This is a genomic window from Hydrogenophaga sp., from assembly GCF_030656115.1.
GTDB lineage: Bacteria > Pseudomonadota > Gammaproteobacteria > Burkholderiales > Burkholderiaceae_C > Hydrogenophaga.
This window is the reverse complement of record NZ_JAUSOO010000047.1, coordinates 20,945-42,442: the sequence shown is the minus strand read 5'-3', so window position 1 is coordinate 42,442 and position 21,498 is coordinate 20,945. Positions and strand designations below refer to the sequence as shown.

Annotated in this window: 28 protein-coding genes; 8 read left to right on the top strand and 20 right to left on the bottom strand. The window is 64.4% G+C overall.

Annotated features, from left to right (window positions below):
* Positions 1-244, top strand: a 244-nt coding sequence (locus Q7J58_RS06745; RefSeq protein ID WP_304825205.1) for an SEC-C metal-binding domain-containing protein, incomplete at its 5' end; no start/stop codon positions are given.
* 34 nt (positions 245-278) lie between these two features.
* Here Q7J58_RS06745 and Q7J58_RS06740 read toward each other — a convergent pair.
* The 3 genes from Q7J58_RS06740 to Q7J58_RS06730 are packed head-to-tail and all read right to left on the bottom strand — an operon-like array spanning position 279 to position 2,282.
* Positions 279-1,310, bottom strand: a complete 1,032-nt coding sequence (locus Q7J58_RS06740) for an isocitrate/isopropylmalate family dehydrogenase (RefSeq protein ID WP_304825202.1) — start codon at positions 1,308-1,310, stop codon at positions 279-281.
* Positions 1,311-1,357: 47 nt separating this feature from the next.
* Entirely contained in the window at positions 1,358-1,471 is a 114-nt protein-coding gene (locus Q7J58_RS06735) for a PhnA domain-containing protein (protein ID WP_304825199.1), read from the bottom strand.
* Between the two features lie 16 nt (positions 1,472-1,487).
* A complete protein-coding gene (locus Q7J58_RS06730; RefSeq protein ID WP_304825195.1) occupies positions 1,488-2,282 on the bottom strand; it encodes a fused MFS/spermidine synthase in 795 nt (264 codons plus the stop codon).
* 204 nt (positions 2,283-2,486) lie between these two features.
* On the opposite strand from Q7J58_RS06730, the gene Q7J58_RS06725 reads away from it, so the two are divergent.
* Together Q7J58_RS06725 and Q7J58_RS06720 are read left to right on the top strand one after the other, a co-directional pair.
* Positions 2,487-2,837, top strand: a complete 351-nt coding sequence (locus Q7J58_RS06725) for a hypothetical protein (RefSeq protein WP_304825192.1) — start codon at positions 2,487-2,489, stop codon at positions 2,835-2,837.
* A 47-nt stretch (positions 2,838-2,884) separates the two neighbouring features.
* Positions 2,885-3,091, top strand: coding sequence for a CopG family transcriptional regulator (locus Q7J58_RS06720; RefSeq protein ID WP_304825190.1), 207 nt, complete (start codon positions 2,885-2,887; stop codon positions 3,089-3,091).
* A 94-nt stretch (positions 3,092-3,185) separates the two neighbouring features.
* On the opposite strand, the gene Q7J58_RS06715 is transcribed toward Q7J58_RS06720, so the two are convergent.
* Both Q7J58_RS06715 and Q7J58_RS06710 read right to left on the bottom strand, forming a co-directional pair.
* Complete coding sequence (locus Q7J58_RS06715) at positions 3,186-3,935, bottom strand: Asp/Glu racemase (protein ID WP_304825187.1); 750 nt, start codon at positions 3,933-3,935, stop codon at positions 3,186-3,188.
* Between the two features lie 5 nt (positions 3,936-3,940).
* Entirely contained in the window at positions 3,941-4,870 is a 930-nt protein-coding gene (locus Q7J58_RS06710) for a tripartite tricarboxylate transporter substrate binding protein (RefSeq protein ID WP_304825211.1), read from the bottom strand.
* Between the two features lie 147 nt (positions 4,871-5,017).
* Here Q7J58_RS06710 and Q7J58_RS06705 point away from each other — a divergent pair, with 147 nt between their 5' ends.
* On the top strand, positions 5,018-5,938 hold the full coding sequence (locus Q7J58_RS06705) for a LysR family transcriptional regulator (RefSeq protein ID WP_304825184.1): 921 nt from the start codon (positions 5,018-5,020) through the stop codon (positions 5,936-5,938).
* Between the two features lie 11 nt (positions 5,939-5,949).
* On the opposite strand, the gene Q7J58_RS06700 is transcribed toward Q7J58_RS06705, so the two are convergent.
* From Q7J58_RS06700 to Q7J58_RS06685, 4 genes are all read right to left on the bottom strand, one after another.
* A complete protein-coding gene (locus Q7J58_RS06700; protein WP_304825182.1) occupies positions 5,950-6,645 on the bottom strand; it encodes a dienelactone hydrolase family protein in 696 nt (231 codons plus the stop codon).
* Between the two features lie 29 nt (positions 6,646-6,674).
* Positions 6,675-7,235 (bottom strand): YbhB/YbcL family Raf kinase inhibitor-like protein, encoded by a 561-nt coding sequence (locus tag Q7J58_RS06695; RefSeq protein WP_304825179.1) that lies wholly within the window; start codon positions 7,233-7,235, stop codon positions 6,675-6,677.
* A gap of 123 nt (positions 7,236-7,358) precedes the next feature.
* Entirely contained in the window at positions 7,359-8,069 is a 711-nt protein-coding gene (locus tag Q7J58_RS06690) for a helix-turn-helix transcriptional regulator (RefSeq protein ID WP_304825176.1), read from the bottom strand.
* 156 nt (positions 8,070-8,225) lie between these two features.
* Positions 8,226-9,092 carry a LysR family transcriptional regulator gene (locus tag Q7J58_RS06685; protein WP_304825174.1) on the bottom strand — a complete coding sequence of 289 codons (867 nt, stop codon included), beginning with the start codon at positions 9,090-9,092 and terminating at the stop codon, positions 8,226-8,228.
* A gap of 97 nt (positions 9,093-9,189) precedes the next feature.
* On the opposite strand from Q7J58_RS06685, the gene Q7J58_RS06680 reads away from it, so the two are divergent.
* From Q7J58_RS06680 to Q7J58_RS06670, 3 genes are all read left to right on the top strand, one after another.
* Positions 9,190-10,113, top strand: coding sequence for a DMT family transporter (locus tag Q7J58_RS06680; protein WP_304825171.1), 924 nt, complete (start codon positions 9,190-9,192; stop codon positions 10,111-10,113).
* A 95-nt stretch (positions 10,114-10,208) separates the two neighbouring features.
* Positions 10,209-10,463: an SEC-C metal-binding domain-containing protein gene (locus Q7J58_RS06675; RefSeq protein ID WP_304825168.1), complete on the top strand. Its 255-nt coding sequence runs from the start codon at positions 10,209-10,211 to the stop codon at positions 10,461-10,463.
* Between the two features lie 466 nt (positions 10,464-10,929).
* On the top strand, positions 10,930-12,243 hold the full coding sequence (locus tag Q7J58_RS06670) for a hypothetical protein (RefSeq protein ID WP_304825165.1): 1,314 nt from the start codon (positions 10,930-10,932) through the stop codon (positions 12,241-12,243).
* A 91-nt stretch (positions 12,244-12,334) separates the two neighbouring features.
* Here the strand turns inward: Q7J58_RS06670 and Q7J58_RS06665 are convergent, their stop codons facing one another.
* The 11 genes from Q7J58_RS06665 to Q7J58_RS06615 form a co-directional block, all read right to left on the bottom strand.
* Entirely contained in the window at positions 12,335-13,060 is a 726-nt protein-coding gene (locus tag Q7J58_RS06665) for a YkgJ family cysteine cluster protein (protein ID WP_304825162.1), read from the bottom strand.
* A 23-nt stretch (positions 13,061-13,083) separates the two neighbouring features.
* Positions 13,084-13,326, bottom strand: coding sequence for a hypothetical protein (locus Q7J58_RS06660; RefSeq protein WP_304825159.1), 243 nt, complete (start codon positions 13,324-13,326; stop codon positions 13,084-13,086).
* Between the two features lie 110 nt (positions 13,327-13,436).
* On the bottom strand, positions 13,437-13,874 hold the full coding sequence (locus tag Q7J58_RS06655) for an Ohr family peroxiredoxin (RefSeq protein WP_304825156.1): 438 nt from the start codon (positions 13,872-13,874) through the stop codon (positions 13,437-13,439).
* 140 nt (positions 13,875-14,014) lie between these two features.
* Complete coding sequence (locus tag Q7J58_RS06650) at positions 14,015-14,263, bottom strand: zinc ribbon domain-containing protein (protein ID WP_304825154.1); 249 nt, start codon at positions 14,261-14,263, stop codon at positions 14,015-14,017.
* On the bottom strand, positions 14,250-14,699 hold the full coding sequence (locus tag Q7J58_RS06645) for an ArsC/Spx/MgsR family protein (protein WP_304825151.1): 450 nt from the start codon (positions 14,697-14,699) through the stop codon (positions 14,250-14,252). The genes Q7J58_RS06650 and Q7J58_RS06645 overlap by 14 nt, the downstream gene beginning before the upstream one ends.
* Positions 14,696-15,523, bottom strand: a complete 828-nt coding sequence (locus tag Q7J58_RS06640) for an ankyrin repeat domain-containing protein (protein WP_304825148.1) — start codon at positions 15,521-15,523, stop codon at positions 14,696-14,698. Before Q7J58_RS06640 ends, Q7J58_RS06645 begins: the two co-directional genes overlap by 4 nt.
* Positions 15,520-17,178, bottom strand: a complete 1,659-nt coding sequence (locus Q7J58_RS06635) for a nitroreductase (protein WP_304825146.1) — start codon at positions 17,176-17,178, stop codon at positions 15,520-15,522. The genes Q7J58_RS06640 and Q7J58_RS06635 overlap by 4 nt, the downstream gene beginning before the upstream one ends.
* The gene (gene draG, locus Q7J58_RS06630; RefSeq protein WP_304825144.1) at positions 17,171-18,103 is read right to left on the bottom strand and encodes an ADP-ribosyl-[dinitrogen reductase] hydrolase; all 933 of its coding nucleotides are present in this window, start codon (positions 18,101-18,103) and stop codon (positions 17,171-17,173) included. Before draG ends, Q7J58_RS06635 begins: the two co-directional genes overlap by 8 nt.
* A 143-nt stretch (positions 18,104-18,246) precedes the next feature.
* A complete protein-coding gene (locus tag Q7J58_RS06625) occupies positions 18,247-19,095 on the bottom strand; it encodes an NAD(+)--dinitrogen-reductase ADP-D-ribosyltransferase (RefSeq protein WP_304825141.1) in 849 nt (282 codons plus the stop codon).
* A 21-nt stretch (positions 19,096-19,116) separates the two neighbouring features.
* Positions 19,117-19,725, bottom strand: a complete 609-nt coding sequence (locus Q7J58_RS06620; RefSeq protein WP_304825139.1) for a hypothetical protein — start codon at positions 19,723-19,725, stop codon at positions 19,117-19,119.
* The gene (locus Q7J58_RS06615; RefSeq protein ID WP_304825137.1) at positions 19,722-20,180 is read right to left on the bottom strand and encodes a group II truncated hemoglobin; all 459 of its coding nucleotides are present in this window, start codon (positions 20,178-20,180) and stop codon (positions 19,722-19,724) included. The genes Q7J58_RS06620 and Q7J58_RS06615 overlap by 4 nt, the downstream gene beginning before the upstream one ends.
* Before the next feature lie 386 nt (positions 20,181-20,566).
* On the opposite strand from Q7J58_RS06615, the gene nifH reads away from it, so the two are divergent.
* Positions 20,567-21,466 carry a nitrogenase iron protein gene (nifH, locus tag Q7J58_RS06610; protein ID WP_304825135.1) on the top strand — a complete coding sequence of 300 codons (900 nt, stop codon included), beginning with the start codon at positions 20,567-20,569 and terminating at the stop codon, positions 21,464-21,466.
* The last annotated feature ends 32 nt before the right edge of the window (positions 21,467-21,498 follow it).

The window sequence follows — 21,498 nt, the reverse complement described above, 5'->3', positions numbered from 1 at the left end:
CACGCTGCCCGACACCGGCGCGCCCACCCTGCACGCCTACGAAGACCAGCAAGGCCCGCCCCGCGTGAGCGCGGCGCGCTTGAAGGCCGTGGGCGATGCGATCTGGGCCGTCTATAGCCTGCGCGAAACCTGGAAGAGCCTCGGCCCGCGTGTGGAGACGGTGAAACACGCTGCGGCTGCGCCGGGGCGCAACGACCCGTGTGCCTGTGGGAGCGGGAAGAAGTTCAAGAAGTGCTGCGGCTGAGTGCGGGGAAGGTTTTCACACAGCCGCGCCACGTTCAGCCGTTCGCGATGCGGCTGACCAACGCCTGGGTGAATGCCGCGGTGCTCGCCTTGCCGCCCAGATCGCCTGTGCGCACCTTGTCGATGTTCAGCGTCGCATCGAGCGCCTGACGCAGGTGGGTGGCCTTTTCCGTGAGCTTGACGTGGTCCAGCATCATCGCGGCGGCCAGCAGCAGGGCTGTGGGGTTGGCGATGCCTTTTCCAGCGATGTCCGGCGCTGAACCGTGGACCGCTTCAAAGATGGCTGCGTCGGCCCCGATGTTGGCACCCGGCGCCATGCCGAGCCCGCCCACCAGGCCTGCCACCAGATCAGACAGGATGTCGCCGAAAAGGTTGGTGGTGACCAGCATGTCGAACTGCCAAGGGTTGAGCACCAGCTTCATCGCGCAGGCATCGATGATCACGGTGTCCAGTTCGAACTTGCCCTTGTACTGGCGTTCGTACAGGTCCAGGCCGGTCTCCAGAAAGATGCCCGTGAGCGCCTTCATGATGTTGGCCTTGTGCACGATCGTGACCTTCTTGCGGCCGGTGGCAACGGCGTGTTCAAAGGCGTACTCCAGCAACCGGCGGCTGCCTGCGCGGGTGTTGATGCCGGTGGCCATGGCCACGGCATGCGGATCGTCATCGATCTGCACGAAATGTTCGTGTCCGATGTACAGGCCTTCCAGGTTTTCGCGCACCACGACGAGATCGATCTTGTCGAAGCGACCGCCGGGAATGATGGTCAGGGCAGGGCGCAGGTTGGCATACAGCTTGAATTCTTCGCGCAGTCGAACGTTCGATGAGCGATAGCCCCCGCCCGAAGGCGTTTCCAGCGGGCCCTTGAGCGCCAGGCGCGTGCGCCGGATGCTGTCCAGGGTGGCCTGTGGCAGGGGGTCTCCGGCCTGCTTGACGCCTTCGAGACCGGCGATCTGTCGGTCCCATTCAAAAGGGGCCTTGAGCGCATCAAGGGCCGCCAGCGTGGCGTCGACGATCTCCGGGCCAATGCCGTCGCCGGGGATCAGGGTGGCAGGAATCAATGTGGTCATGGAGGAGGTCCTCAAAAGAGTGTTGCTGGAAGAAAGCGGCAGGTGGCTCAGGCCTTGCGCACGAACCCGGACTTGGGTTGCATGGCCCCGATGCCATCGACCTTGAAGTCTATGTCGTGGCCGCCTTCAACGCAGCGGATGTTGCAGGCTTGGGTGCCCACCCTTCGAGGGCGGTGATCAACTGAACGTCCGCAAACTTCTGGCTTCCCGCAACACGTCGTGTACGTCGGTCTCAATGCCGGCCCAGGCCTGCTCTGACATGCCCGCCGGACGCTGCAGGCGGTTGGGCATGCGCGCGTTGATGGCCACATCCTTTCGGGCAAACACCACACTGTTGCCACAATCCCGAGTCGCCACGACCAGTGCATCGCCGTCGAAACTCAGGGCGATGCGTTCCAGGTAGGCACCGAAGTACAGATCGAGTTCGTGCAGGTTGCAGACCATGACACCACCCTTGGTGAGCAGCCGGGCGCACAGACCGTAGAAGTTCTGGGTGCCCAGCGACGGTGCCATGCTCTCGGCATCGAAGCCATCGACCATGATGATGTCGTAGCTCGCATCGTCCATGGCGGCAACGAAGTCCGCACCATCGGCCTGCACCACCCGGAAATCATTCTGATCAGGCGGCACCTCAAACTGGTCTCGCAGCGCAATGACCCGTGGGTCGATTTCCACCACCGTGATATCGGTGCCAGGAAAGTGCCGGTGGCAAAACTTGGGCAACGATCCTCCACCCAGCCCGATCATCAGGATGTTGCGCGGTTGAGGCGCAAACACCATGAACCCCATCATCAGGCGCGTGTAGTTCAACACCAGGCGGTCGGGGTGGCGCGGGTCCATCGCGCTTTGCACATCGGTCAAGCCGAAGCTGAGCGTTTGCTCAAACCGCTTGTGCCGAATGCGCACGTCCCGCAGGTTCAGGCCCGCATCGATGAGCGCGGTTTGCAGTGCCGATCCAAAGTTGAAGCTCATGCCGTTTTGCTTGTTGAGGTTGTGTTCTCGTGCATGGTGATGAACGATCAATGGGCTCTTTACACATCTTTGATGTGACTATAGTACGCTTTGAATTTAAATATCATTATCATATGATGATCATGTTTTCCAACGTGCACCTTGCAACACGCCCCGTGGCGCACGCCTGCACGTTCGCACTGTGTGTGAAAAGAGGTTGATCGCATGTCACTGTCCGCCCTGGAAAGAAGCGTGCGCGCCACGCGCCCCCGCTGTGTCCGCGTCAACCTGCGTCTCTGGTACGCGCTGAAGGCCGCCAACCTCATTGAGCAGCGCGAGGTTGCACCCAGCGCAACGGCGCTCGCCGGTGTGCTTTTCCCTCACTTTGGCGAGGTGCTGCTGGTGCTGGATCCCGACCTCGATGGGCATGCGTTCGAGATTGAGCAACCCGTCAAAGCGCCCGCTTCGGCGCCAGTTCAAAAGCGCATCGCGGCGCCACCGCCGGCCGCTTCGTCCGCGCCGAAAGACGGCGACACCGGGTCAGCATTCGACCGGCGCTGGATGGGGCGTTACTGAAAACAGCCCCCGGATGCATGGACATCCAAGTTACATAGAATGCGCACATGGAGCTCAAAACTGCCCGACTGACGGTCCTCATCGACCCCGCCAAAAAGAAGGCCTTTGAAGGCCTTTGTGCGCGCCAAGACGTGACGCCGTCACAGGTGGTGCGGCGTCTGATCCGCGATTACCTCGCCGCCCATGGCGAAGGCTTCATTCCCAGCGGCTCCGCCCCACAAATCGCCGAAGAAGACAGCGAAACACCTGTGTGATCGACAGGAGCGGTTGAAGACCATGGGCGGCGCAATCTGGGCGGTTTACAAGCAGCGCTGCCCATCGATGCACTGCCCGCTGGAGGTCACGCGGTCAGTATCGGCCGGACAACAGCTCTCCTGCGTTGGGTACGATCGTTTTCAGTCCGAGCGTCTGAAGCATCTGATACGTGGTGCAGACCGCAGCGGAAAGCACGGGCAGACCCATGCGGTCTTGTACTGGCTGGATGGACTCCAAAGAAGGCATTTGCACGCAAGCCGAGAGCACCACGGCGTCGCAATTGGCCGTGTTCAGACGCCTTGAGATTTCGATTGGCGCGCGTGGATCGCGCGCGCCAACGGCCAGGTTGTCGGCAATCTCCAGCGAAATCGCGTCCAGCACCTCAAACCCTTCGTGCTCGATGTAGTCCACCACCATGGCGGTGAGGGGTTTCATGTACGGTGTGAGGATGGCGATCTTCTTTGCGCCCAGGCGTTGCAGACCATGAATCAATGCGCCCGCGCTGGTCACGACCGGTGCGGCACCGCCGTTGGAAACGGTGCATTCATGAAGGCGCCGTTCTGACTGGCAGTGGTAGCCGCGGCCCATGTTCATGATGGCCACCAGGCAGGCGTAGCCAAGCACATCCACACGCGCGTCTGAGAGCTCCAGCGCGCAGCGGTCAGAGTCGGCGTCCATGCGCGCCAGTTCTTCTGGGTTGACCGTCATCATGCGCATCCGCGCAGAGTGGAAGGTAAAACGCTCAGGTTCCAGAGCCTCGCGGGCGCGCAACATGGCCGGAATCTCGGTCTCCATGGTGGTGTTGGAGCTGGGGACGATTTGTCCAATGCGATAGGTTTTCATGGGTTTCAGTCGGCGGTGATGTGGCGGGATTTGATGAGCTTTCCCCAGTATGCTGTGTCCTTCTCGACCAGCGCGCCAAGTTGTTGCGGGTTGAGGTATCGGGCTTCAATGCCTTGTTTGGCGACGTTTTCCTTGACCTCTTGTGTGTCCAGTGCGCGCTTGACGGCCTCGGTCAACTGAGCGATGACCGGCGCGGGTGTGCCGGCGGGCGCGAACAGACCGACCCATGCTTCCAGTTCAAACCCTGCCAGGCCAGCCTCGGCTGTGGTGGGTACGTTGGGCAGTCCGGGGTGACGGGTCTTGCCCGTGACGGCGTAGGCTTTGAGCTTGCCTGTATTGACGTGCTGCATCACCGATGGTGGCGTGGTGATGAACACCTGTACGTTGCCGCTCAACAAGTCGACAACGGCCGGGCCGGAACCCTTGTATGCAACATGGACCATGTCGGTCTCCGTCGCCTGCTCCCACAGCGCGGTGCCCACATGCGACAACGACCCGTTGCCCTGAGAGGCGTAATTCAGTTTGCCCGGGTTGGCCTTGAGGTGGGCGATGAACTCCGTGAGGGATTTGGCCGGCACCGATGGATGGGCGGCCACGACGTTGGTTGCTGTGGTCAGCAGGGCAACGGGCACCAGGTCTTTTTGGGCCCATGGCAGTTTGGAAAACATTGCAGGGTTGCCCACATGGTAGGCAGAGTAGCTGACCAGCAATGTGTTGCCGTCTTTTGGCGCGAGTGTCGCCTGCTGGTACGCAATGTTGCCGCTGGCACCACCCTTGTTCTCGACAACGACAGTCTGCTTGAGCACCTTGGTCAACGATGCGGCGACGATTCGAGCCGTGTTGTCGACCAGTCCACCTGGCGGGTTGGGTACGAGGAGCGTGATCGGCTTCTCGGTCCAAGTTTGGCTCCAGGCGGTCGGTGCCAGGGCCATCATCAGGCCCAAGGTCGATGACATTGCGAAGCGGCGGTTCAGCATGTGAGTCTCCAATGGTTGTTTTGAAGAGTTCATTGTGCGAATGGCACACACCCGTCGGTACGCATGTCGTTGACATATCCTTAGCTTTTAATTGAGGATATAAAAATGACCATCAATCTGACGCGCTTCGACCTGACCACCTTGCGACTGTTCCTGTTGGTGGTCGACGGTGGCAGTTTGACGGCCGGTGCTGCAAGCTTTGGAATCTCGGTGGCAGCGGCCAGCAAACGCGTGGCCGAGCTGGAGTCCCATGTGGGGCAATCGCTGCTGGAGCGCAGCAAGCGGGGCATCACGCCCACGGCTGCAGGTCGCACGCTGCAGCGGCACGCCATTGAACTGGTGGGGAGACTGGAGAAGCTCGCAGTGGCGATGGAGGATCACCAGCGCGGCGCAGGCGGACACTTGCGACTGTGGGCAAACACGTCAGCTTTTGGCGGCTTTCTTCCGAGTCTGCTCGCTGTCTATGTGAAGGCCTATCCCGATGTGGTGATTGACCTTGAAGATGTTCTCAGTGAAGACGCCGCCCGCGCGGTGTCCATCGGTTCTGCGGAGCTTGCCATCATTGGCGAAAACACCTTGACCGATGGTCTACAAAGTATCGTTTGTCACACCGATGACTTGATGTTGTTGGCGCCCGCCACACACGCGTTGGCGCGTCGCAAACGCGTTGCGCTGGCGCAGGCACTGGAACACAACCTTGTGGCGCTGGGCCATGCCACCTCACTGACGCGTCACATTGCCGCTGCGGCCGACGCGGCGGGCTGTCGCATGCGAATCCGCGTGCAAGTACGCAGCTTCGATGCCATGTCCAGGATGGTCGCCTCCGGACTGGGTGTTGCCATACTGCCTCGCGCCGGCGCGGCGCCTCATGCGATGGCCATGGGCCTGCGCCTCCTGCCGTTGGAGGGTCCTTGGGTGCAACGTCGCCTGTTGTTGGCCATGCGCGACCGCCAACAACTGTCCGGGCCCGCGCGGGCCTTTGTGGACCTGGCGGAGCGGCGCGCAGGCGCAGCCTCGCGGTCTTGACCTTGCGACTGTCAGCCCAGATGCGTTCCCAGGAAACGCATGGTCCGGTCCCAGGCCAGTTGCGCCCAGGCCGCGTCGTATTGCGTCACATCGATGCGTGTCGTGCCTTGAGCAGTCTCATTCGCAAAGGCGTGGCTCGCAAGATAGCGATGCGGCTCGTAACGGACACTCGCCTCCTTCATTTTCTGGTCAAGCGCGTCGACGTTGGTGATGTCGAACACCTTGTCTTGCGTGGCCCAGTGCGCCATCAACGGCATCTTGATCTTCGACGCATCCACATAGTCCAGGGGCGGCATCCCGTACCAGACGACCGCAGCATCGGCCTCCGGCACCAGGGTTGCGCTAAGAATGGTGAGAGCGCCACCCATGCAGAATCCGGTAATGCCGACCTTTCCGCTGCCGGTCTTGCGAGCCTTGAGGAACTGCACCGCTCCGTGAATATCTTGCGACGCAGCGTCACCAAAGTTCAGGCCCGTCATCAGGTGGTGCGCCTCTTCGGCTTCTACCGTTGACTTTCCACGGTACAGGTCAGGCACCAGCGCACTGAAGCCTGCGGCGGCAGCGCGATCGGCTACCCCCCGAATCTGATCGTTCAGACCCCACCACTCCTGAATCACGACCAACGAGGCCACCGGCTCAGTGGCCTCAGCCAAATATCCCTGCACGGACTGGCCGTCGCTACGTTTGAACTCGATCAATTGACCCATTGCTATCTCCAGTTGTCTATCGGTTTTCTTCACTTCGCTTTCGGGCGGCCGTACATGGCGGTGAAGGAGGCTTTGCCCAGCGCGTTGGCGTTGATCATGTAGCCGGCCAACGCGGCGGTGGCATCGGCAGGGATTTCCAGCTTGTCGTTCTTCAACGCGTGCACGGTGAAGATGTAGCGGTGCGGTTTGTCGCCTGGGGGAGGGCACATGCCACCCCAAGCGGCCACGCCGTAGTCGATGCGCACGTGGCTGGCGCCCTTGGGAAGGTTGGCGCCGCCCGCTGCACCGGCGTCTGCCTTGAGCGCGCTGACATCGGCGGGCAGGTTGATCACCGACCAGTGCCACCAGCCCGAGCCGGTAGGCGCGTCGGGGTCATACACGGTCACTGCGAAGCTCTTGGTTCCAGCGGGCGCGCCGCTCCATTGCAACGCCGGTGACTTGTTTTCGCCTGAGCACCCAAAGCCGTTGAACTCAAATTTTTGGTCGATCAAACTGCCGGCCTTGATGTCTTGGCTACTGAGCCGAAAATCGGCGGCATGAATGAGGGAGGATGCGCTGAGGAGCGCGTAGATCAGCAAGGTGCGTTTCATGGGAGCTTTCGAAGAAAGTTGAGGAACCCCATGATGTAGCGACCGGTGCAACCCCGTTAGCCCCGGCGTATCAATTGTTGTGCGCAACGGTGCAAGCGGTGCGGCGTTTGTGGGCCTGGCCCTTCAGGGGCGGAGATGCGATGGCGCATAGCCGAAGCGCTGACGAAACGCAGCGGAGAATCTGCTGTGCGAGTCGTACCCACAACGGGCCGCGATCTCCGAGACATGCAGGCTTGAGCCCTGGAGCAACGCCATGGCGGCCTCCAATCGAACTTCGCGCACACATCTGCTGGCCGATGTGCCTTCTTCGCTCAGCCGACGTTGCAGGGTACTGACGCTCAAATGGAAAGCGCGCGCCAAGTCTTCTACCGTCCACACGGCATGAGGCCGCTGGCCCACCAGGCGATGCACGCGGTCGGTCCAATCCAACTCGCGCATGGGTGCAAACACCAGACCACGCTCCGCCAGCAACAACAAGACTTCAAGTGCCCTGTGCTCGCGCACGGCATGAGACGCTTCGGGATCCAGCAGCGCCGCGGTCGCGTGGCCGAAGGTCGTCAAAAAAGCGTCGTCTGCTGCGCTGCTTGCACAACCCTGCACTGCGGGTGTGCCGACAAACTGGCCAAACCGGTCGTGGAACCGTTCCACGGTTTGCGGCGAGAAAGCCATCATTCGTGCCTCGTAGTGACCTCCCGGGACTGGTTCGTTGAGCATGTCCCACTGTGTCGCGCGCGGGATGACGAAGACTTGGCCGGTGTTGAACCGCGCTTCCCCGATGGGCTTGGACAACCGCTTGCGGCCAGACACCACCCAGCCCACCAGGTCGTCACGCACCGTGGCTGTGCGAACAAGATGCGAAACGCGGGTCCGAATGAGTTGGGCAGTGGCGCCGGCGAATGGGTTCATGGGCTAGACGGGTGGCAATCAGAATCGAATCGGCATTTTGGTTCAAGACGCCAACTCATCCAAGGCGGTCAGCGAGCGGGGTCCTCAGCTTCGCCGAAGTTCTTCAACAACATGGTCGTGGAGCGCCTGCGCGGCGGCATCCTGGCGGGCAGACGTTGCGATCACGGCCGCGACCTGCAGCCTGGCCAGCGGCGGCAACCCGTGTCGGGCATCGAGCTGCACCAGCTCGGGTGGGCATGAGCTGCGCTTGACGGCGGCCACCGCCAAGCCGCTTTGCACCACGGCAAGCAGGCCCACGGTGCTGGGGCTTTGGTAGGCGATGCGGTAGCGGCGGCCGGCGCGGCGCAATGCCTGCTCGGGCATCTTGCGCGCCATCGAACCCGGTTCGAACACCGCCAGCGGCAGCGGGTCGCGTTGCCACACCGGGCTGCTGGCCAGGCCCACCCAGACATACGCCTCATCGAACAAGCGGGTGCCTCGCGAAGGGCGATCCTGCGTGACCAGGGCCACATCCAGATCGCCGGCTGTCAGCGCCGGGATCAGCACCGTGGACTGGGCGCAGACCATCTCCACTTCGACCTCGGGGTGCGTCTGCGCAAAGCGCCGAAGCGCCGGCCCCAGGTGGGCTGCAGCGTAGTCCTCGGGAAACCCGAAACGCACATGGCCCGTCACGGGCACGGTCTCCAGCGCCGACTGCGCCGCAGCATGCGCCAACAGCACCTCGCGCGCCTTCGGTAGCAGCCGCTCGCCAGCGGGTGTGAGCGCAAAGCGCCGCGCATCGCGCAGCAACAGCGGCACCGCCGCAGCCTGCTCCAGCTTCTTGATCTGCATGCTCAGTGCCGCTGGCGAGCGGTGCACCACACGACAGGCCGCCGACAGCGAACCACCGTCAACCGCGGCGACGAAAGCACGCAGCCAGTCCAGCTGCAGGTCACGGGAACGGTTGGTCATATCGGGTCGGCTGCATCAAAGATGATTTCGTTTATCGAACGAACAGCGCCAGATTATCGCGCTTTACGAACTTCAGGAATGCGCCGAAATTCCTGCCATGACAGACACACAACGCTCTTCCGGTGCCGGGCTGATGGTGACCGGCGGCCTGCTGATGGGAACACTCGGACTGTTTCTTGAGCAGGCCGGCCAGCACCCACTGACGGCGGTGTTCTTCCGCTGCATCTTCGGCGGCGCGGCGTTGCTGGCCTTTGCGTGGGCAACCGGAAGGCTCGGGGAACTGCGTCCGACACGCCAAGGCATCGCTGTGGCAGTGCTGACGGGCAGCCTGATGGTGGTGATGTGGGCCAGCTTCTTTGCCGCCATCCAGTGGACCTCGATCGCGTTGGCGACGGTGACTTTTCACTTGCAGCCCTTGTGGTTGCTGCTGGTCGGAGTGTGTTTGTTCGGCGAGCGGCTGGGTGGCGCGCGGGCGCTGGGCGTCTTCGGTGCGTTCGCTGGTCTGACGATGGCCACCGGGCTGCTGCGCTCCGGCCTGCCGGGTGGGCAGCCGCTGTTCGCCTGGGGCCTGGCGTTGGCCGTGCTGGGGTCGGTGTGTTATGCGGCGGTGTCGCTGCTGGCCCAGCGGCAGCGCGCGCTCAGCTCGCTGGGTTTGACGTTCTGGCAGTGCGCCACCGGCACGCTGCTGCTGGCCTGGTGGCCCGCCTGGCATGGCCTGCCTGCGCAGTGGAGCGGTTGGCCCGCCGCCACCTGGGGCTGGCTGGTGGGCTTGGGTGTGCTGCACACCGGCTTGGCCTACGCGCTGATCTATGCCGGCATGCAGCGGCTGGAGGTCGGGCGGATTGCGCTGCTGCAGTTCGTCTACCCGATGGCCGCGATCGCGCTCGATGTGGCGATCTATGGCCGGGCGCTGGATGGCATGCAGTGGGCGGGCGTGCTGTTGATGGGCGCGGCGCTGTGGTGGGCCGGCCGAACCGATGCGGTCCGCCCTCTGGCGACCCGTGGTGTCCAAAGCAGCTGAAGCGACGGCACCCGTTCTTGATCTCGACGGTGTGGATGTGACGGGCGGCCCATGAGGTCCAGGCGCAGCAGTGGCGCGGGGCCGCGCTGAAGCTGTTGCGCGCGCTCACGCCGCTCGACACCGGCGCGCCCACGCTCCACGCCTACGAAGACCAGCAGGGCCCGCCCCGCGTGAGCGCCGCGCGCATGAAGGCCGTGGGCGACGGCATCTGGGCGGTCTACAACCTGCGCGAAACCTGGATGAGCCTGGGCCCACGCGTGGAGACGGTGAAGCAAGCTGTGCCCGCGCCGAGCCGCATCGATGCTTGCCCATGCGGCAGCGGGAAGAAGTTCAAGAAGTGCTGCGGCTGAGGTTGGGGAGCTTGCTGCACACCGGCAGCCAGCCCGAGGGCAGGAGGGCGTATGGTCAAAGGTGACTGGCTGGTGAACGCTGGCCTGGGTGCCCCGTCGCGCCCGGCAGCTCCCGGTGTGTTTCGGGGGCTTTTGGGCTGTTTTTTGTTCTTTTAAGAACAATTTCGCTCGACGCTGGGCTGAAAATTGTTCTTAGAAGAACAAAAATGGGTCTTTTGACCCCCCGGAAGCGGTTTCGGGGGGTTGCACTTGACTTTGACATCGGCGAATGTGCTCTGTCGCCATGATTGGACAATCGACGCGGTCCGCCTTTTTGGCACTTCACCCCCTCTCCGACCACTCTCCGCACCTCGCCTCACCCGGAGGCTTCATTTGGGCGCAAGCGCAAGAATTGGCGGAGTAAGGGCTAGTACTGCTGCCGAGTTTAGAAACACAATGTCATTGAACAATAGAGAGGTGAAATAAATTGACCTATCAAACAGACGAAAAGCTGAAGAACTACCTCGACGCGAACCAAATGCACCGAGAGCAGTTGTGCTTGGCAGTTGTTGCTTTGGATAAACGTTTTACAAATGTCAGACCACGTCACCCCAGGGGCGGCCCAGATGGCGGGAGAGACATCGAGGCCCAGTTTCGGGGGGCAGATCTAGCATATTGCGCTGTTGGCTTTGTAAATCAGGCAGCTGATATTGAGGAGAAGAAGAAGACGATTCGCACTAAGTTTTCTGACGATCTCGACAGCGCTTGGGAAGCTACGCCGCGACCATCTGTTTTTGTATTCCTTACCAACGTTAACTTCACAGCCGGAGAAAAGGACGATCTCATAGCCAAAGCGCGAACTAAGGGGTTCACTTTTTGCGATGTTCTTGATCGGGAGCGGCTCCGAGTTGCGCTTGATAGTCCGGATGGGTTCGCTGCTCGTTTTCAGTTTCTCAACATCTCCATGTCAGAGGCCGAACAAGCGAGTTTCTTTGCAAAGTGGGGCGATGAAATCCAAGCAGTCATTGCGACAGGATTTCAAGAGGTCCATTCAACACTCGCCCAGCTACTTTTCCTACAGGAAGCAACGCACCCCATCTCGGGATTACATGTTCAATTCAAGCTGGACAGGGAATACGACGCAAAAGAGATTGGGCATTTTCGTGCTTTTTGTTCAATCTATCTACGTGAGCCTAAGCTGGGCATCTTGGGTATATTGATCGGAAAAACAGATAAGGCTGACAGGTTTAGAACTGATATTCGTCATATGCGTGACGAACGTCCGGGTATAGCTATGGGAATCGCGAGCGGGCAATGGAAGGTTGCATGGGAAAATTCCCAAGAAAAGACGGATTCTTCCGAGTCAAAGGAGGACGATAGCACCGGTAGGTACCAGCCTATTGGATACGGCTCTGGCATAGGGATGAAAACTGTCGAACAACTTGTGGTTTCTTACAAAACTGATAGTTTCATCCGATTTTCGCCGGTGCTGTCATTGATCGATTTTGATGAGTGCATGTTAATGCCAATTTTAAACAAATCGCTGGCGGAAAGGCTTAATTGTGTTCGCGTCTTTGCCAATGGATATATGCTTCTTGACTTGAATAAAGACGACTTCCAAATTGACGACACTGAGTTTCGACTTGAGCTCGGCGAGGCATTTTCAGAGGATGAGTTGGCGGACTGTTGGGTGCGTATTCGTCCGAAAAAGTTTTCTTCCAATCTTGGATTATCATTTGCAGACAAGATTCCGGTTCGCATGTTTAAATCGAAAAAAGCAACGATGGAATCTCCTAAGTAAATAAGTTTTAATTCTATTTTTCGATTTTGCGCGACATAGATCTGTCGCAATCACTCAAATCAGCCCCCCAGTCGGCACCCGCGCCACCCACTCACCGCCGTATCTCGTTAAACCCCGCCGCCATGGTCTCGCGCTGGTCCAAGTCCACCGCCGCCTCGGCCAGCGGGTCGGCGCCCTGCAGCCAAGCGGCCTGCGCGTCCGGTGCGTCCAGCGCCAGCACCAGGGCGTGGTTCAGCTCGTAGGCGCCCCAGGCCAGGCCCTGCTGGCGCAGGGCGGCCTGCAGGGCCGACTGCAGCAGCATGCGCACCATCTGGTACGGCCCGGAAAACGGCACCTCGGTAGCCCGTCCGGCCGCGGCGTCCACGCAGGCGCGTCGGTCGTGTGAGGCGTGGCCCCGGCAGGCCAGCGGCCGCGCGCGGTGGATCAGGCACACACCTTTCACCACAAAGGCGCAGCGCTGGCGCATCGCCACGCGGGCTGTTTCGTCCTGCCCCCGGGTGGCGGCGTCGGCCTCGCGCACCTGGGCGATCAGGTGAATGCCATGGCTGGCCAGCGTGGGTGCGGTGGCGCGCAGGTAGTTGGCCAGCACGAACACCTCGGGTGCCAGCGCGGTCGCGCGCAGTTCGCAGCAGCTGGCGCAGCCTTTGGTGCAGGCGACCGGTGGCTGGCCTTCGCACTGGATGGCCACGTTGCCGTCGAAACTGTCCCAGGCCTGCAGCAGCGCGGCCTCGGGGCCGGCGGTGGCGAGCGTGTGTTCAAAGGCGCTGCGCTGCTGGCGGAAGAAGGCTTCGGCGCCGTGCTCGGCAGCGTGATTCATGGTCTCCGTCTCCGGGTGTTGTTTCAGGCGACGCCTTCTTGGCCCCAGGGGTGGCTGCCCGGGACCAGCGTGGCCTTGATGCCGGCTTTGTCGAGCGCGGCCTGGTCTTTGTAGAAGGTGGCTTCGTGCACCAGAGCGCCCGACTTGGAGAGCACACCGACGTAGCGCGCGCCGCGGTCGACATCGCAGCGGTAGCCGCCGCCCGGGTCGTCGGTGCGGCGGACGTTGCCGTCCCAGTCCATGAAGAAGCCTGCGTCCCCGCTCATGCGATCCGGCGCCGGGCCGCCCCAAGCCGGATCAGCCCCCTCGGGGGGCAGCGACCCGCGCAACGGCGGAGCCCCGGGTTCGTCCCGCAGGGACGAAAACGCTTGGGGGCTCATACAGTCACTGGCGTATCGAGCACCGCCTTGAGGTTGAGACTCATGTTGTTCTTGGTCGCGTCGGCATACGGGCAGATGCCCTTGGCGCGTTCCATCAGGCTGTCGGCCGTCACCTGGTCCAGCGGGCCGGCCAGGGTGGCGGTGAGGCTGAGCGCCATGCGGTAGGCGCCTTCGAAGTTGACGTACATCGACAGCGTGGCTTCAACGTAGCAGCCGCGCAGCGGCAGTTTGTCGGCCTTGGCGATGTGGCGGATGGAATGTTCGAAACAGGCCGCGAAGGCGGCTGCGAACAGCATCTCGGGGTTCGGCCCCTCGCCGCTGCCGCCCATCTCTTTGGGCACGGCGAGCTTGAGCTTGAAGCTGCCGTCTTCGCTCTGCACCTGACCGCCGCGACCGCCCTGGGTCAGCATCGTTGTTTTGTAGACAAGATCCATGTCAATAGCTCCAGAAAAATGAGAAGTGCATCGAGAGCAGCGGCTCCACCGGGAACACCGCGGAACCGGCTGTGCCGGGCCGCTGGTGTTGCCCCCTTGTGGGGGTGACGCGCTGCAAGCGCGGCGCGGGGTGGCCCTGCCTAAACGCTTTTTCCTTTGAGCAGCCGCGCCTGTTCGGACGGGCTGTAGTGGTTGAAGTGGCCCTGTGCCGCCGCGAGGCGGCGGTTGGACATGCGGATGGATTCGATCTTGCCGGCCGGGGCGATGCGCGAGACGCACTTCTCCAGCTCGGTGCTCGCGCAGTGCGGGCAGGTGGGCACGGTGCTGGCGCGCACCAGCAGCTCGAACTCGGCCTGGCAGGCCTTGCAGTGGTAGTCAAACAGGGGCATGTTGGCCTCCGGTGGGGGTGGAACAGGACTTGGTGGGCGAGCTGCAGCCTTCCAGCGAGCTCGGGCGCTGGGCCGAGGGCACGAGGCCGATCCAGTCCGTGACCGCGGCGGTGTCGAAGCCAACCATGCGGCTGTCGTCGGCGGGGTTCCACATCAGCGGGCGGCGGATCAGCAGCGGCTCGGCGAGCAGCAGGGCCAGGGCGGCCTCTGCCTGCAGCGCCTCGGGCACCAGCTCGCCGCTCTTGATGCGCGGGGCGGCGCGGTTGAACCAGTCGGGCACAGGCAGGGGGGCGAGGAAGGCGAGCAGGGCTTCGGACGTCCAGTGCGCGGTCAGCAGGTTGCGGCGCTCCAGGGTGTGGCCGGCGGCCTGGAGTGCGGCGCGCTGGCGCGCGTTGCCGCCGCAGCCGGGCTTTTCAAAAAAGACGAGGTGGCTCATGGGGGGCTTTCGCTGGGGGTGGTTTGGCGCGCCGGGCGCAGCAGGCGCAGGCATTCCACGCTGGCGGCCATGTCGAGCGCGCTGAAGTCGTCTTGCGTGCGCAGGCTGGCGTCGGCGCCGAGCGCGAGCAGCTGGCGCAGCACGGCGGCCTTGCCGCTGCTGGACGCGTACATCAGCGCGGTGGCGCCGGTGGTGTTGGTCTGGTCGATCGGCACGCCCGCGCGCACCAGGCGTTCAATGCCCGAGAGGTCGCCGTGCACGCAGGCCAGCCAGAGCGCGTTGTTACCGTCGCGGTTGACGGCGTCCAGCGTCACGCCGTGTTGAAGCAGGGCGCTCACGGTGGCAGCGTCGCCGCGCCAGGCCGCGAGCATCAGCGGCGTGTTGCCGTGTGGGCCGCGCGCGTCGGGGTGGTCGAAACCTTCGGTGCGCAGCCAGTTGGCGAGCGCCGGGGTGGGTGGTTTGCGGGGCGGCGCGGGCGGTGCCGGCGGTGGCGCTGCGGGGGGCGGTGCGTTCTGCGCCGCGACCCAGGCCGCCTGGCCGCCGATGAGGTCGCTGACCTCGGTGAAACCGAAGTCGGCAAACATCTGGGCCAAAGTCTGGCTGGCGTTGCCGTGGTAGCAGTAGATCAGCACCGGGCGCGTGCGCGCGGTGCGAAGCAGCAGGCTGTCCTGGTTGTCGCTGCACAGCCGCACGGCACCGGGCCAGCCGTCGCGCGCATGGCTGGCGGCGTCGCGCGCGTCGAGCAGCAGGGCGTTGGGGTGGGCCGCGCACCAGGGGCCGAGCTCGGCCACGGTGAGACGGCGGAAGACGCGTTGGCCTTTCATGGGCGGGGCTCCGGGTAAGGGGGTGTGCTGGTGATGCGCGCGTCTGTCACCGGCAGGCCGACGCTGAAGTGGTAGAGCACCTGCCAGGGCTCGGTGCCTGGGGCACCCAGGCCAAGCAGCTCGCGCACCGGTTCGTCGAAGAAGCAGCCGATGCCGGTGCCGCGCAGGCCGGCGGCTTCGGCTTCGAGGTAGAGCACCTGGCCGATCAGGCCGGCTTCGCGCAGGCGCTCGCGGTACAGCCAGGGTCTGCCGGCCAGCGAGGCCCCGCACTCGCCCAGCAGCGCCACCACGAACACCGCGTCGGCGGCGATGGCCTGGTGGCAGCTCAGGGTGCGCAGCGTGCCGGCCAGCGCGGGGTTGAGGGCCAACTCCAGCAGGGGCACCTCGGGCGGGCTGTCGGGCACCGGGCGCCAGCTCAGGTGGGGCAGGGCGGCCTGCAGCACGGGCCCGGCCGAGGCGTTGCGGGGCAACAGGTAGGCGCCGGGTGCCAGGCCGTCGACCCGGTGCGCGAAGACCACCGCGTGCACGGCCGGCCCATCTTCCGCGCCGCCCGTGCCACCCGTGTCCCAGGGGAGCTGGACAGCGCCGTCCCCGGCAGGCGCGGGCATCAGGGCGGCGAGCAGGGGCCAGAAGGCGTCGATGCCGAGCCGGGCCTGGCGGTCAAAACGCTGGGCGCTGCGGCGCCCGCGGATCAGCTCGGCCGCCGTGGCGCGGGTGTCGGGGAGGCGATGGCGCGCGCCCAGCGGCGGCACGGCGCTGACGGGCCGGCGCACGCTGCGGCGAGAGGCTTGCGCGACCGCGTCGATCACGGGCCAGCGGTACATGGGCCGCGGGTCCAGCCGGTTGGCCTGGCCAGTCCAGGCGGCACCGGCCAGCCAGTCCATGGGATCGGCCGGCGCTGCGTTGGTCGCGCCCGGCAGCAGTTCGAACAGGGCCTCGGCTTCTTCGTGTTCGGCGGGGGCGAAGTCGCCCGCGCGGTCCAGACCGAGCGCCGCCGCGGTGTCTGCGTGGCTCAGGCCGAGCTCGCGCATGCGCCAGCCGAGCACCGCGGCGGCATAACGCAGCGCGCCGATGGCGTGGCCCATGTCGAGCTGGCAGTAGCGGAAGGCGCGTTCACCGTATTTCCAGGCCTCGCGCCAGTGGATGGAACTGAAGCCGATCAGCAGCTGGGTCGGCTGGATGCCCGGCCGGGGTGCGAAGCGGGCGCGCTGCTCCAGCGCGTGCGCCTGCGGGGCGTAGTGGTACACGCCGTCGTCCAGGCCGGGCAGCCCGCGCACGATCAGGTAGACCTCGGTCGGGTGCAGGTTGCCGCTGGACGGGTTGATGCGCAGGGCCCAGCGGTCCGGGCCGAGTTCCTTCCAGGCGGACAGCGCGAAGGAGAGTTCGAACAGCAGGCCCAGGTGGTCGAGCGTGGCCGCACGGGGCGCGGGGCCGCCAGCGGCGAACAGCGAGGTCCAGGGCAAGGTTTCGCGGTGGGCCGGCAGCGGCAGGGGCATGAGCGCCGTGCCGGCAAAACGGCGAAACGGATCGGGCTGGGCGTCCCAGTCGAGGGTGTCGGGGCCGGCGGCGTAACCGCTCAGGTGGTGCCGGGTGCGCGCGTGGTAGCCCTGCACCACGGCGGCGTCGTGCGCAGCGGACAGGGGGGCTTCAGGCATGGGCCAGGTCCTCCCGGCTCTGCGCCAGGGCCAGCAGGCCGCTGGTCTGGTCGGTGATGGCGCGCACGGTGGCGGGCTGCAGCCGCCGCAGCCAGCGCTGGGGCAGCCGGGCCGCGCCGCAGCGGGCGCCGGCCAGCATGCCCACCAGGGCGCCGGTGGTGTCGGCGTCGTCGCCCTGATTCACGGTCGCGACCAGGGCGTCTTCAAAGTCTTCGTGTTCGCCCACGAAGTGCAGCACGGTCTGCACCGTGTCGACCACGTAGGCGGTGGCGCGACCGCGGTAGGGGGTGAAGCGGAAGACCGGTTCGGCCGCCACCCAGCGCGCCGACCTGGCCCGCAGTTCGGTCTGGTCGTCGCCCGCCAGCACACCGCGCAGCAGACGGCCGACACCGAGCACGGCCGCGTCGGAGAGGGCGTGGTGGTGGGTGATGCGCGACTGGGCGATGGCGAGGCGCTCAAAGGCCGCGTCGTCCCCGAGCGTGGCAAGCACGGCGGGCAGGTTGCGCATCAGGCCACCGTTGCCGCCGTCGCCGTCGTTGTAGGGGCCGGACAGGCTGCCGTCCAGCAGGAAGCGCAGGATGCCGCGGCGGCAGGTGTTGCCGCAGTCCACGGGCTTGCCGCGCCACCAGCCCACGTAGGCCTCAGCGATGCCGCGGACCAGGGTGTCGTCACCGTGGACGACAAAATTCTGCAGGCCCGCGGGGCCGGACTTCAGCAGGGCGTCGCCCAGGGCGAGGCTCATGGTGGTGTCGTCGGTGACCTGGCCGCGCGCGAGCTTGAGCCAGCCGCCGCCCACGATGTCGCGGTGCACGCCGTATTGCAGGGCAATCTCGCGCGGGCGCATGAACTCCACGGTGGCGCCGAGCGCGTCGCCAATGGCCAGGCCGAGGTAGGCGCCGAGCACCCGGTCGAACTGCTCAGTCATGGTATTCAGTTCTCATGTCGCCGGAGCGCCACCCGCGACGCATGAAACAACGCCAACCGGGGGCACCGCCGGGCTGGCTTCGCCAGACGGCCAGTGCCGCCCCCCTGGGGGGTGACGCGAAGCGGCGCGGGGGGTGTTTCACTTCAGTCATAGCGCGCCACCACGTCGTAGTCGCCACCGAGGGCAATCACCTCCTGCTCGCCCTGCAGCACCTGACCGGGCAGCAGGCCGGGGAACACCAGCAGCTTGCTGCGCGGCACCAGCAGCTCGAACACCCAGTCGCCAAAACACGAGGCTTCTTCGGCGCTGAGGCTGAAGGAGACGATGTTGTTGAGCCGCACGCGGCAACGGCGTTCGCGCAGCGTGCCTTGCAGCAGCTGCTCTTCCACGCGGTTGCTGCCGCGCCAGAGCCGCACGTGGGGGCCCTGCATCTGGGGCGCGGGCAGCGGGAAGCGGGCCAGCGCCCACTGGCAGAACTCGTACAGCAGGTCGAGCTGCTGGTGGATGTTGTTGCTGTGGTGGCGGCTGCTGGTCTTTTCTTCCAGGTAGGCCACCCAGGCGGGTGAGGGGAAGTGCGCCAGCGGCGCTTTGTGGAACGTGGGCACAAGGCCGAAACGGCTTTCGACCCAGCCCTTGAGCACCGCGCCCGCCACGCCATTGGCGTCCATGCCCCAGCCCTGCAGCAGGCGGCGCCAGTTGCCGCGCCAGCGCCGTGGCTCGGCCGATGCCGCGCTGCCGATGGCGGGCTTCTCGGGAGCTTGCAGGCCGAAGGCGATGGACAGGTAGTGCACAAAGACCTCGCGCGCTTGGGTCAGGTCGTCGCAGCGGTCCAGCAGCGCGAAGAGACCCGGCTGGGTCTCGCGCGTGCCGGCGATGTGCAGCTCGGGCGCGCGCTCATTGAAGCCCGCGCTGGCCAGCCAGGCCGTGGACACCCCCACCAGGTTGGTGCTGGTCCAGCGTTGGGGCTGATCAAGGCCTTCATCGCTTGCCACGGCCGGCTCGGGAGTGCGGAATCAGACCGGACGGTTTTCGTTGGGGTTCCGCACCGGCCCCATGAGGGTCAAGCCCTCTGCGTAGGTGATGGTGTCGAAGGTGACGTCGAACTTCAGCGCGGCGTCGGCGATGGCGTCGAGCTTGCCGGCGGTGTCCTTCTTCTTCAGGTCGCCCTTTTCCAGGTAGAACAGGTCGAGCAGTTCGTTGTAGACCGTGGCTTCGTCGATGGGCAGCACGTAGAACATCGCGCCCTTGTACGGCACCTGGTACTTCTTCGAGAGGTCGATGTTGTTGCAGAACAGGAAGTATTTGCCGCCCGCGCTCAGCGTGTCGCCCAGCACCTCGGCCACGTCCTTCAGGTACTCGAAGCTCAGCAGGTAGCCAGAGAAGAAGGACAGGGTTTTTTCACCCACGGTGCCCACCGCCATGGTCTGGCCGCAGAGCAGTTCGGGCGGGCGCGCTTCGTCGGCCAGCTTGGGCGCAAAACGCAGCGCGAGTTCGCCGCGAAAGCCGACCCGGCCGTATTTGTTGGTGCTGCCCTTGAGCAGCGGGTTGAGCAGGCGGCCCTCGCTGTCCAGGCGGGCAAACGCGGTGTCGTCGATCTCTTGGGTGGCCAGGGTGGCGGTCATGAAGCTTCCTTCGGGTTGGTGGCAGGGATTGCCGGGGGGTTTGGGGTGTTGCGCATCCAGTCGGCGGTCTTGAAGAAGGCCGCCATCAGCACGCGGTGCAGCTCGGGGGGAACGCCGGTCTGTTGCATGGCGGCAGCCATGCAGGCGAGCCAGGCGTCGCGCTCGGGCATGCCAATCGGAAAGGCCGCGTGGCGCATGCGCAGGCGCGGGTGGCCGCGCTGCGCCGTGTAGTCCTTGGGGCCGCCCAGCCACTCGGCCAGGTACAGGCGCAACACATCTTTCGTGTGGCCCAGGTCGGGCTCGTGCATGGCGCGGATGCCAATGGCATCGGGCCGGCTGTCCATCTGCGCATAGAAGGCGTTCACCAGGCGGTCCACCGCCGCCTGGCCACCGATCGCTTCAAAGTGCGAGGGCGGTGCGACCGGTTCGGTGGTGAGCGCGTGGGGCAGGTTCATGCCGCTCTATCAGCAATCAACGTACCAGGCAGATTTGCCGCACGGCGTCCACCAAATGCGACACAAAGCCGCCGCGGCGACCCGTCAGCGCGATTTGTTTGCGACGGATTTCGCCGTTTTGTCGGGAATAGAACAAAGTGCCAGCGGGCGTCGGACGGCCCCTTGAAAACGGGCGTTTTCCCTCTGTAGAGGTCCTGTTTCAGGAGCGACAAAACAGGGGTTCAAGGGCATGGCACGGAAGCTGCTGAGAGGAGGGTGCGCGGACACCAGTCCGGCCGACGTGAACCTAAAGCAATAAGACCAACAGGCACGAAAGGCTGACCAAAGTCGCGGCAACGCTCGCTTGGGTTTTCTTTTTCTCAATCTTTCCTGAATGGAGTACTGCAATGGCCAAACTTCGGCAAATCGCCTTCTACGGCAAAGGTGGCATCGGTAAATCGACCACGTCCCAAAACACCCTGGCCGCGCTCAGCGACCTGGGCCAGAAAATCCTGATCGTCGGCTGCGACCCCAAGGCCGACTCGACCCGCCTGATCCTGCACGCCAAGGCCCAGGACACCATCCTCTCGCTGGCCGCTGAAGCAGGCTCGGTGGAGGACCTGGAGCTCGAAGACGTGATGAAGATCGGCTACAAGGACATCCGCTGCGTCGAGTCCGGCGGCCCTGAGCCAGGCGTCGGCTGCGCTGGCCGCGGCGTGATCACCTCGATCAACTTCCTGGAAGAAAACGGCGCCTACGATGGCGTGGACTACGTGTCCTACGACGTGCTGGGTGACGTGGTGTGTGGCGGCTTCGCCATGCCCATCCGCGAGAACAAGGCGCAAGAGATCTACATCGTGATGTCGGGCGAGATGATGGCCATGTACGCGGCCAACAACATCTCCAAGGGCATTCTGAAGTACGCCAACTCGGGTGGCGTGCGTCTGGGTGGCCTGGTCTGCAACGAGCGCCAGACCGACAAGGAACTGGAACTGGCCGAAGCCCTCGCCGGCATGCTGGGCAGCAAGCTGATCCACTTCGTACCGCGCGACAACATCGTGCAACACGCCGAGCTGCGCCGCATGACGGTGATCGAGTACGCACCTGACTCCAAGCAGGCCGCCGAGTACCGCACGCTGGCTTCGAAGATCCACAACAACGCCGGCAATGGCACCATCCCCACCCCCATCACGATGGACCAGCTGGAAGACATGCTGATGGAGTTCGGGATCATGCAAGCGGTCGACGAGTCCGAAGTCGGCAAGGCCGCTGCGGCGGCCGCCGCTGCCGCCCTGGCCGCTGCGTAAAAGGCCCCTTCGCCGGACCCACAAGTCCGATC

Excerpts from the sequence above, each read along its gene's own strand:
- Q7J58_RS06740 (WP_304825202.1), bottom strand. The coding sequence starts at position 1,310 with ATGACCACATTGATTCCTGCCACCCTGATCCCCGGCGACGGCATTGGC.
- Q7J58_RS06730 (WP_304825195.1), bottom strand. The coding sequence starts at position 2,282 with ATGAGCTTCAACTTTGGATCGGCACTGCAAACCGCGCTCATCGATGCG.
- Q7J58_RS06725 (WP_304825192.1), top strand. The coding sequence starts at position 2,487 with ATGTCACTGTCCGCCCTGGAAAGAAGCGTGCGCGCCACGCGCCCCCGC.
- Q7J58_RS06720 (WP_304825190.1), top strand. The coding sequence starts at position 2,885 with ATGGAGCTCAAAACTGCCCGACTGACGGTCCTCATCGACCCCGCCAAA.
- Q7J58_RS06715 (WP_304825187.1), bottom strand. The coding sequence starts at position 3,935 with ATGAAAACCTATCGCATTGGACAAATCGTCCCCAGCTCCAACACCACC.
- Q7J58_RS06710 (WP_304825211.1), bottom strand. The coding sequence starts at position 4,870 with ATGATGGCCCTGGCACCGACCGCCTGGAGCCAAACTTGGACCGAGAAG.
- Q7J58_RS06705 (WP_304825184.1), top strand. The coding sequence starts at position 5,018 with ATGACCATCAATCTGACGCGCTTCGACCTGACCACCTTGCGACTGTTC.
- Q7J58_RS06700 (WP_304825182.1), bottom strand. The coding sequence starts at position 6,645 with ATGGGTCAATTGATCGAGTTCAAACGTAGCGACGGCCAGTCCGTGCAG.
- Q7J58_RS06695 (WP_304825179.1), bottom strand. The coding sequence starts at position 7,235 with ATGAAACGCACCTTGCTGATCTACGCGCTCCTCAGCGCATCCTCCCTC.
- Q7J58_RS06685 (WP_304825174.1), bottom strand. The coding sequence starts at position 9,092 with ATGACCAACCGTTCCCGTGACCTGCAGCTGGACTGGCTGCGTGCTTTC.
- Q7J58_RS06680 (WP_304825171.1), top strand. The coding sequence starts at position 9,190 with ATGACAGACACACAACGCTCTTCCGGTGCCGGGCTGATGGTGACCGGC.
- Q7J58_RS06665 (WP_304825162.1), bottom strand. The coding sequence starts at position 13,060 with ATGAATCACGCTGCCGAGCACGGCGCCGAAGCCTTCTTCCGCCAGCAG.
- Q7J58_RS06660 (WP_304825159.1), bottom strand. The coding sequence starts at position 13,326 with ATGAGCGGGGACGCAGGCTTCTTCATGGACTGGGACGGCAACGTCCGC.
- Q7J58_RS06655 (WP_304825156.1), bottom strand. The coding sequence starts at position 13,874 with ATGGATCTTGTCTACAAAACAACGATGCTGACCCAGGGCGGTCGCGGC.
- Q7J58_RS06650 (WP_304825154.1), bottom strand. The coding sequence starts at position 14,263 with ATGCCCCTGTTTGACTACCACTGCAAGGCCTGCCAGGCCGAGTTCGAG.
- Q7J58_RS06645 (WP_304825151.1), bottom strand. The coding sequence starts at position 14,699 with ATGAGCCACCTCGTCTTTTTTGAAAAGCCCGGCTGCGGCGGCAACGCG.
- Q7J58_RS06640 (WP_304825148.1), bottom strand. The coding sequence starts at position 15,523 with ATGAAAGGCCAACGCGTCTTCCGCCGTCTCACCGTGGCCGAGCTCGGC.
- Q7J58_RS06635 (WP_304825146.1), bottom strand. The coding sequence starts at position 17,178 with ATGCCTGAAGCCCCCCTGTCCGCTGCGCACGACGCCGCCGTGGTGCAG.
- draG (WP_304825144.1), bottom strand. The coding sequence starts at position 18,103 with ATGACTGAGCAGTTCGACCGGGTGCTCGGCGCCTACCTCGGCCTGGCC.
- Q7J58_RS06620 (WP_304825139.1), bottom strand. The coding sequence starts at position 19,725 with ATGACCGCCACCCTGGCCACCCAAGAGATCGACGACACCGCGTTTGCC.
- Q7J58_RS06615 (WP_304825137.1), bottom strand. The coding sequence starts at position 20,180 with ATGAACCTGCCCCACGCGCTCACCACCGAACCGGTCGCACCGCCCTCG.
- nifH (WP_304825135.1), top strand. The coding sequence starts at position 20,567 with ATGGCCAAACTTCGGCAAATCGCCTTCTACGGCAAAGGTGGCATCGGT.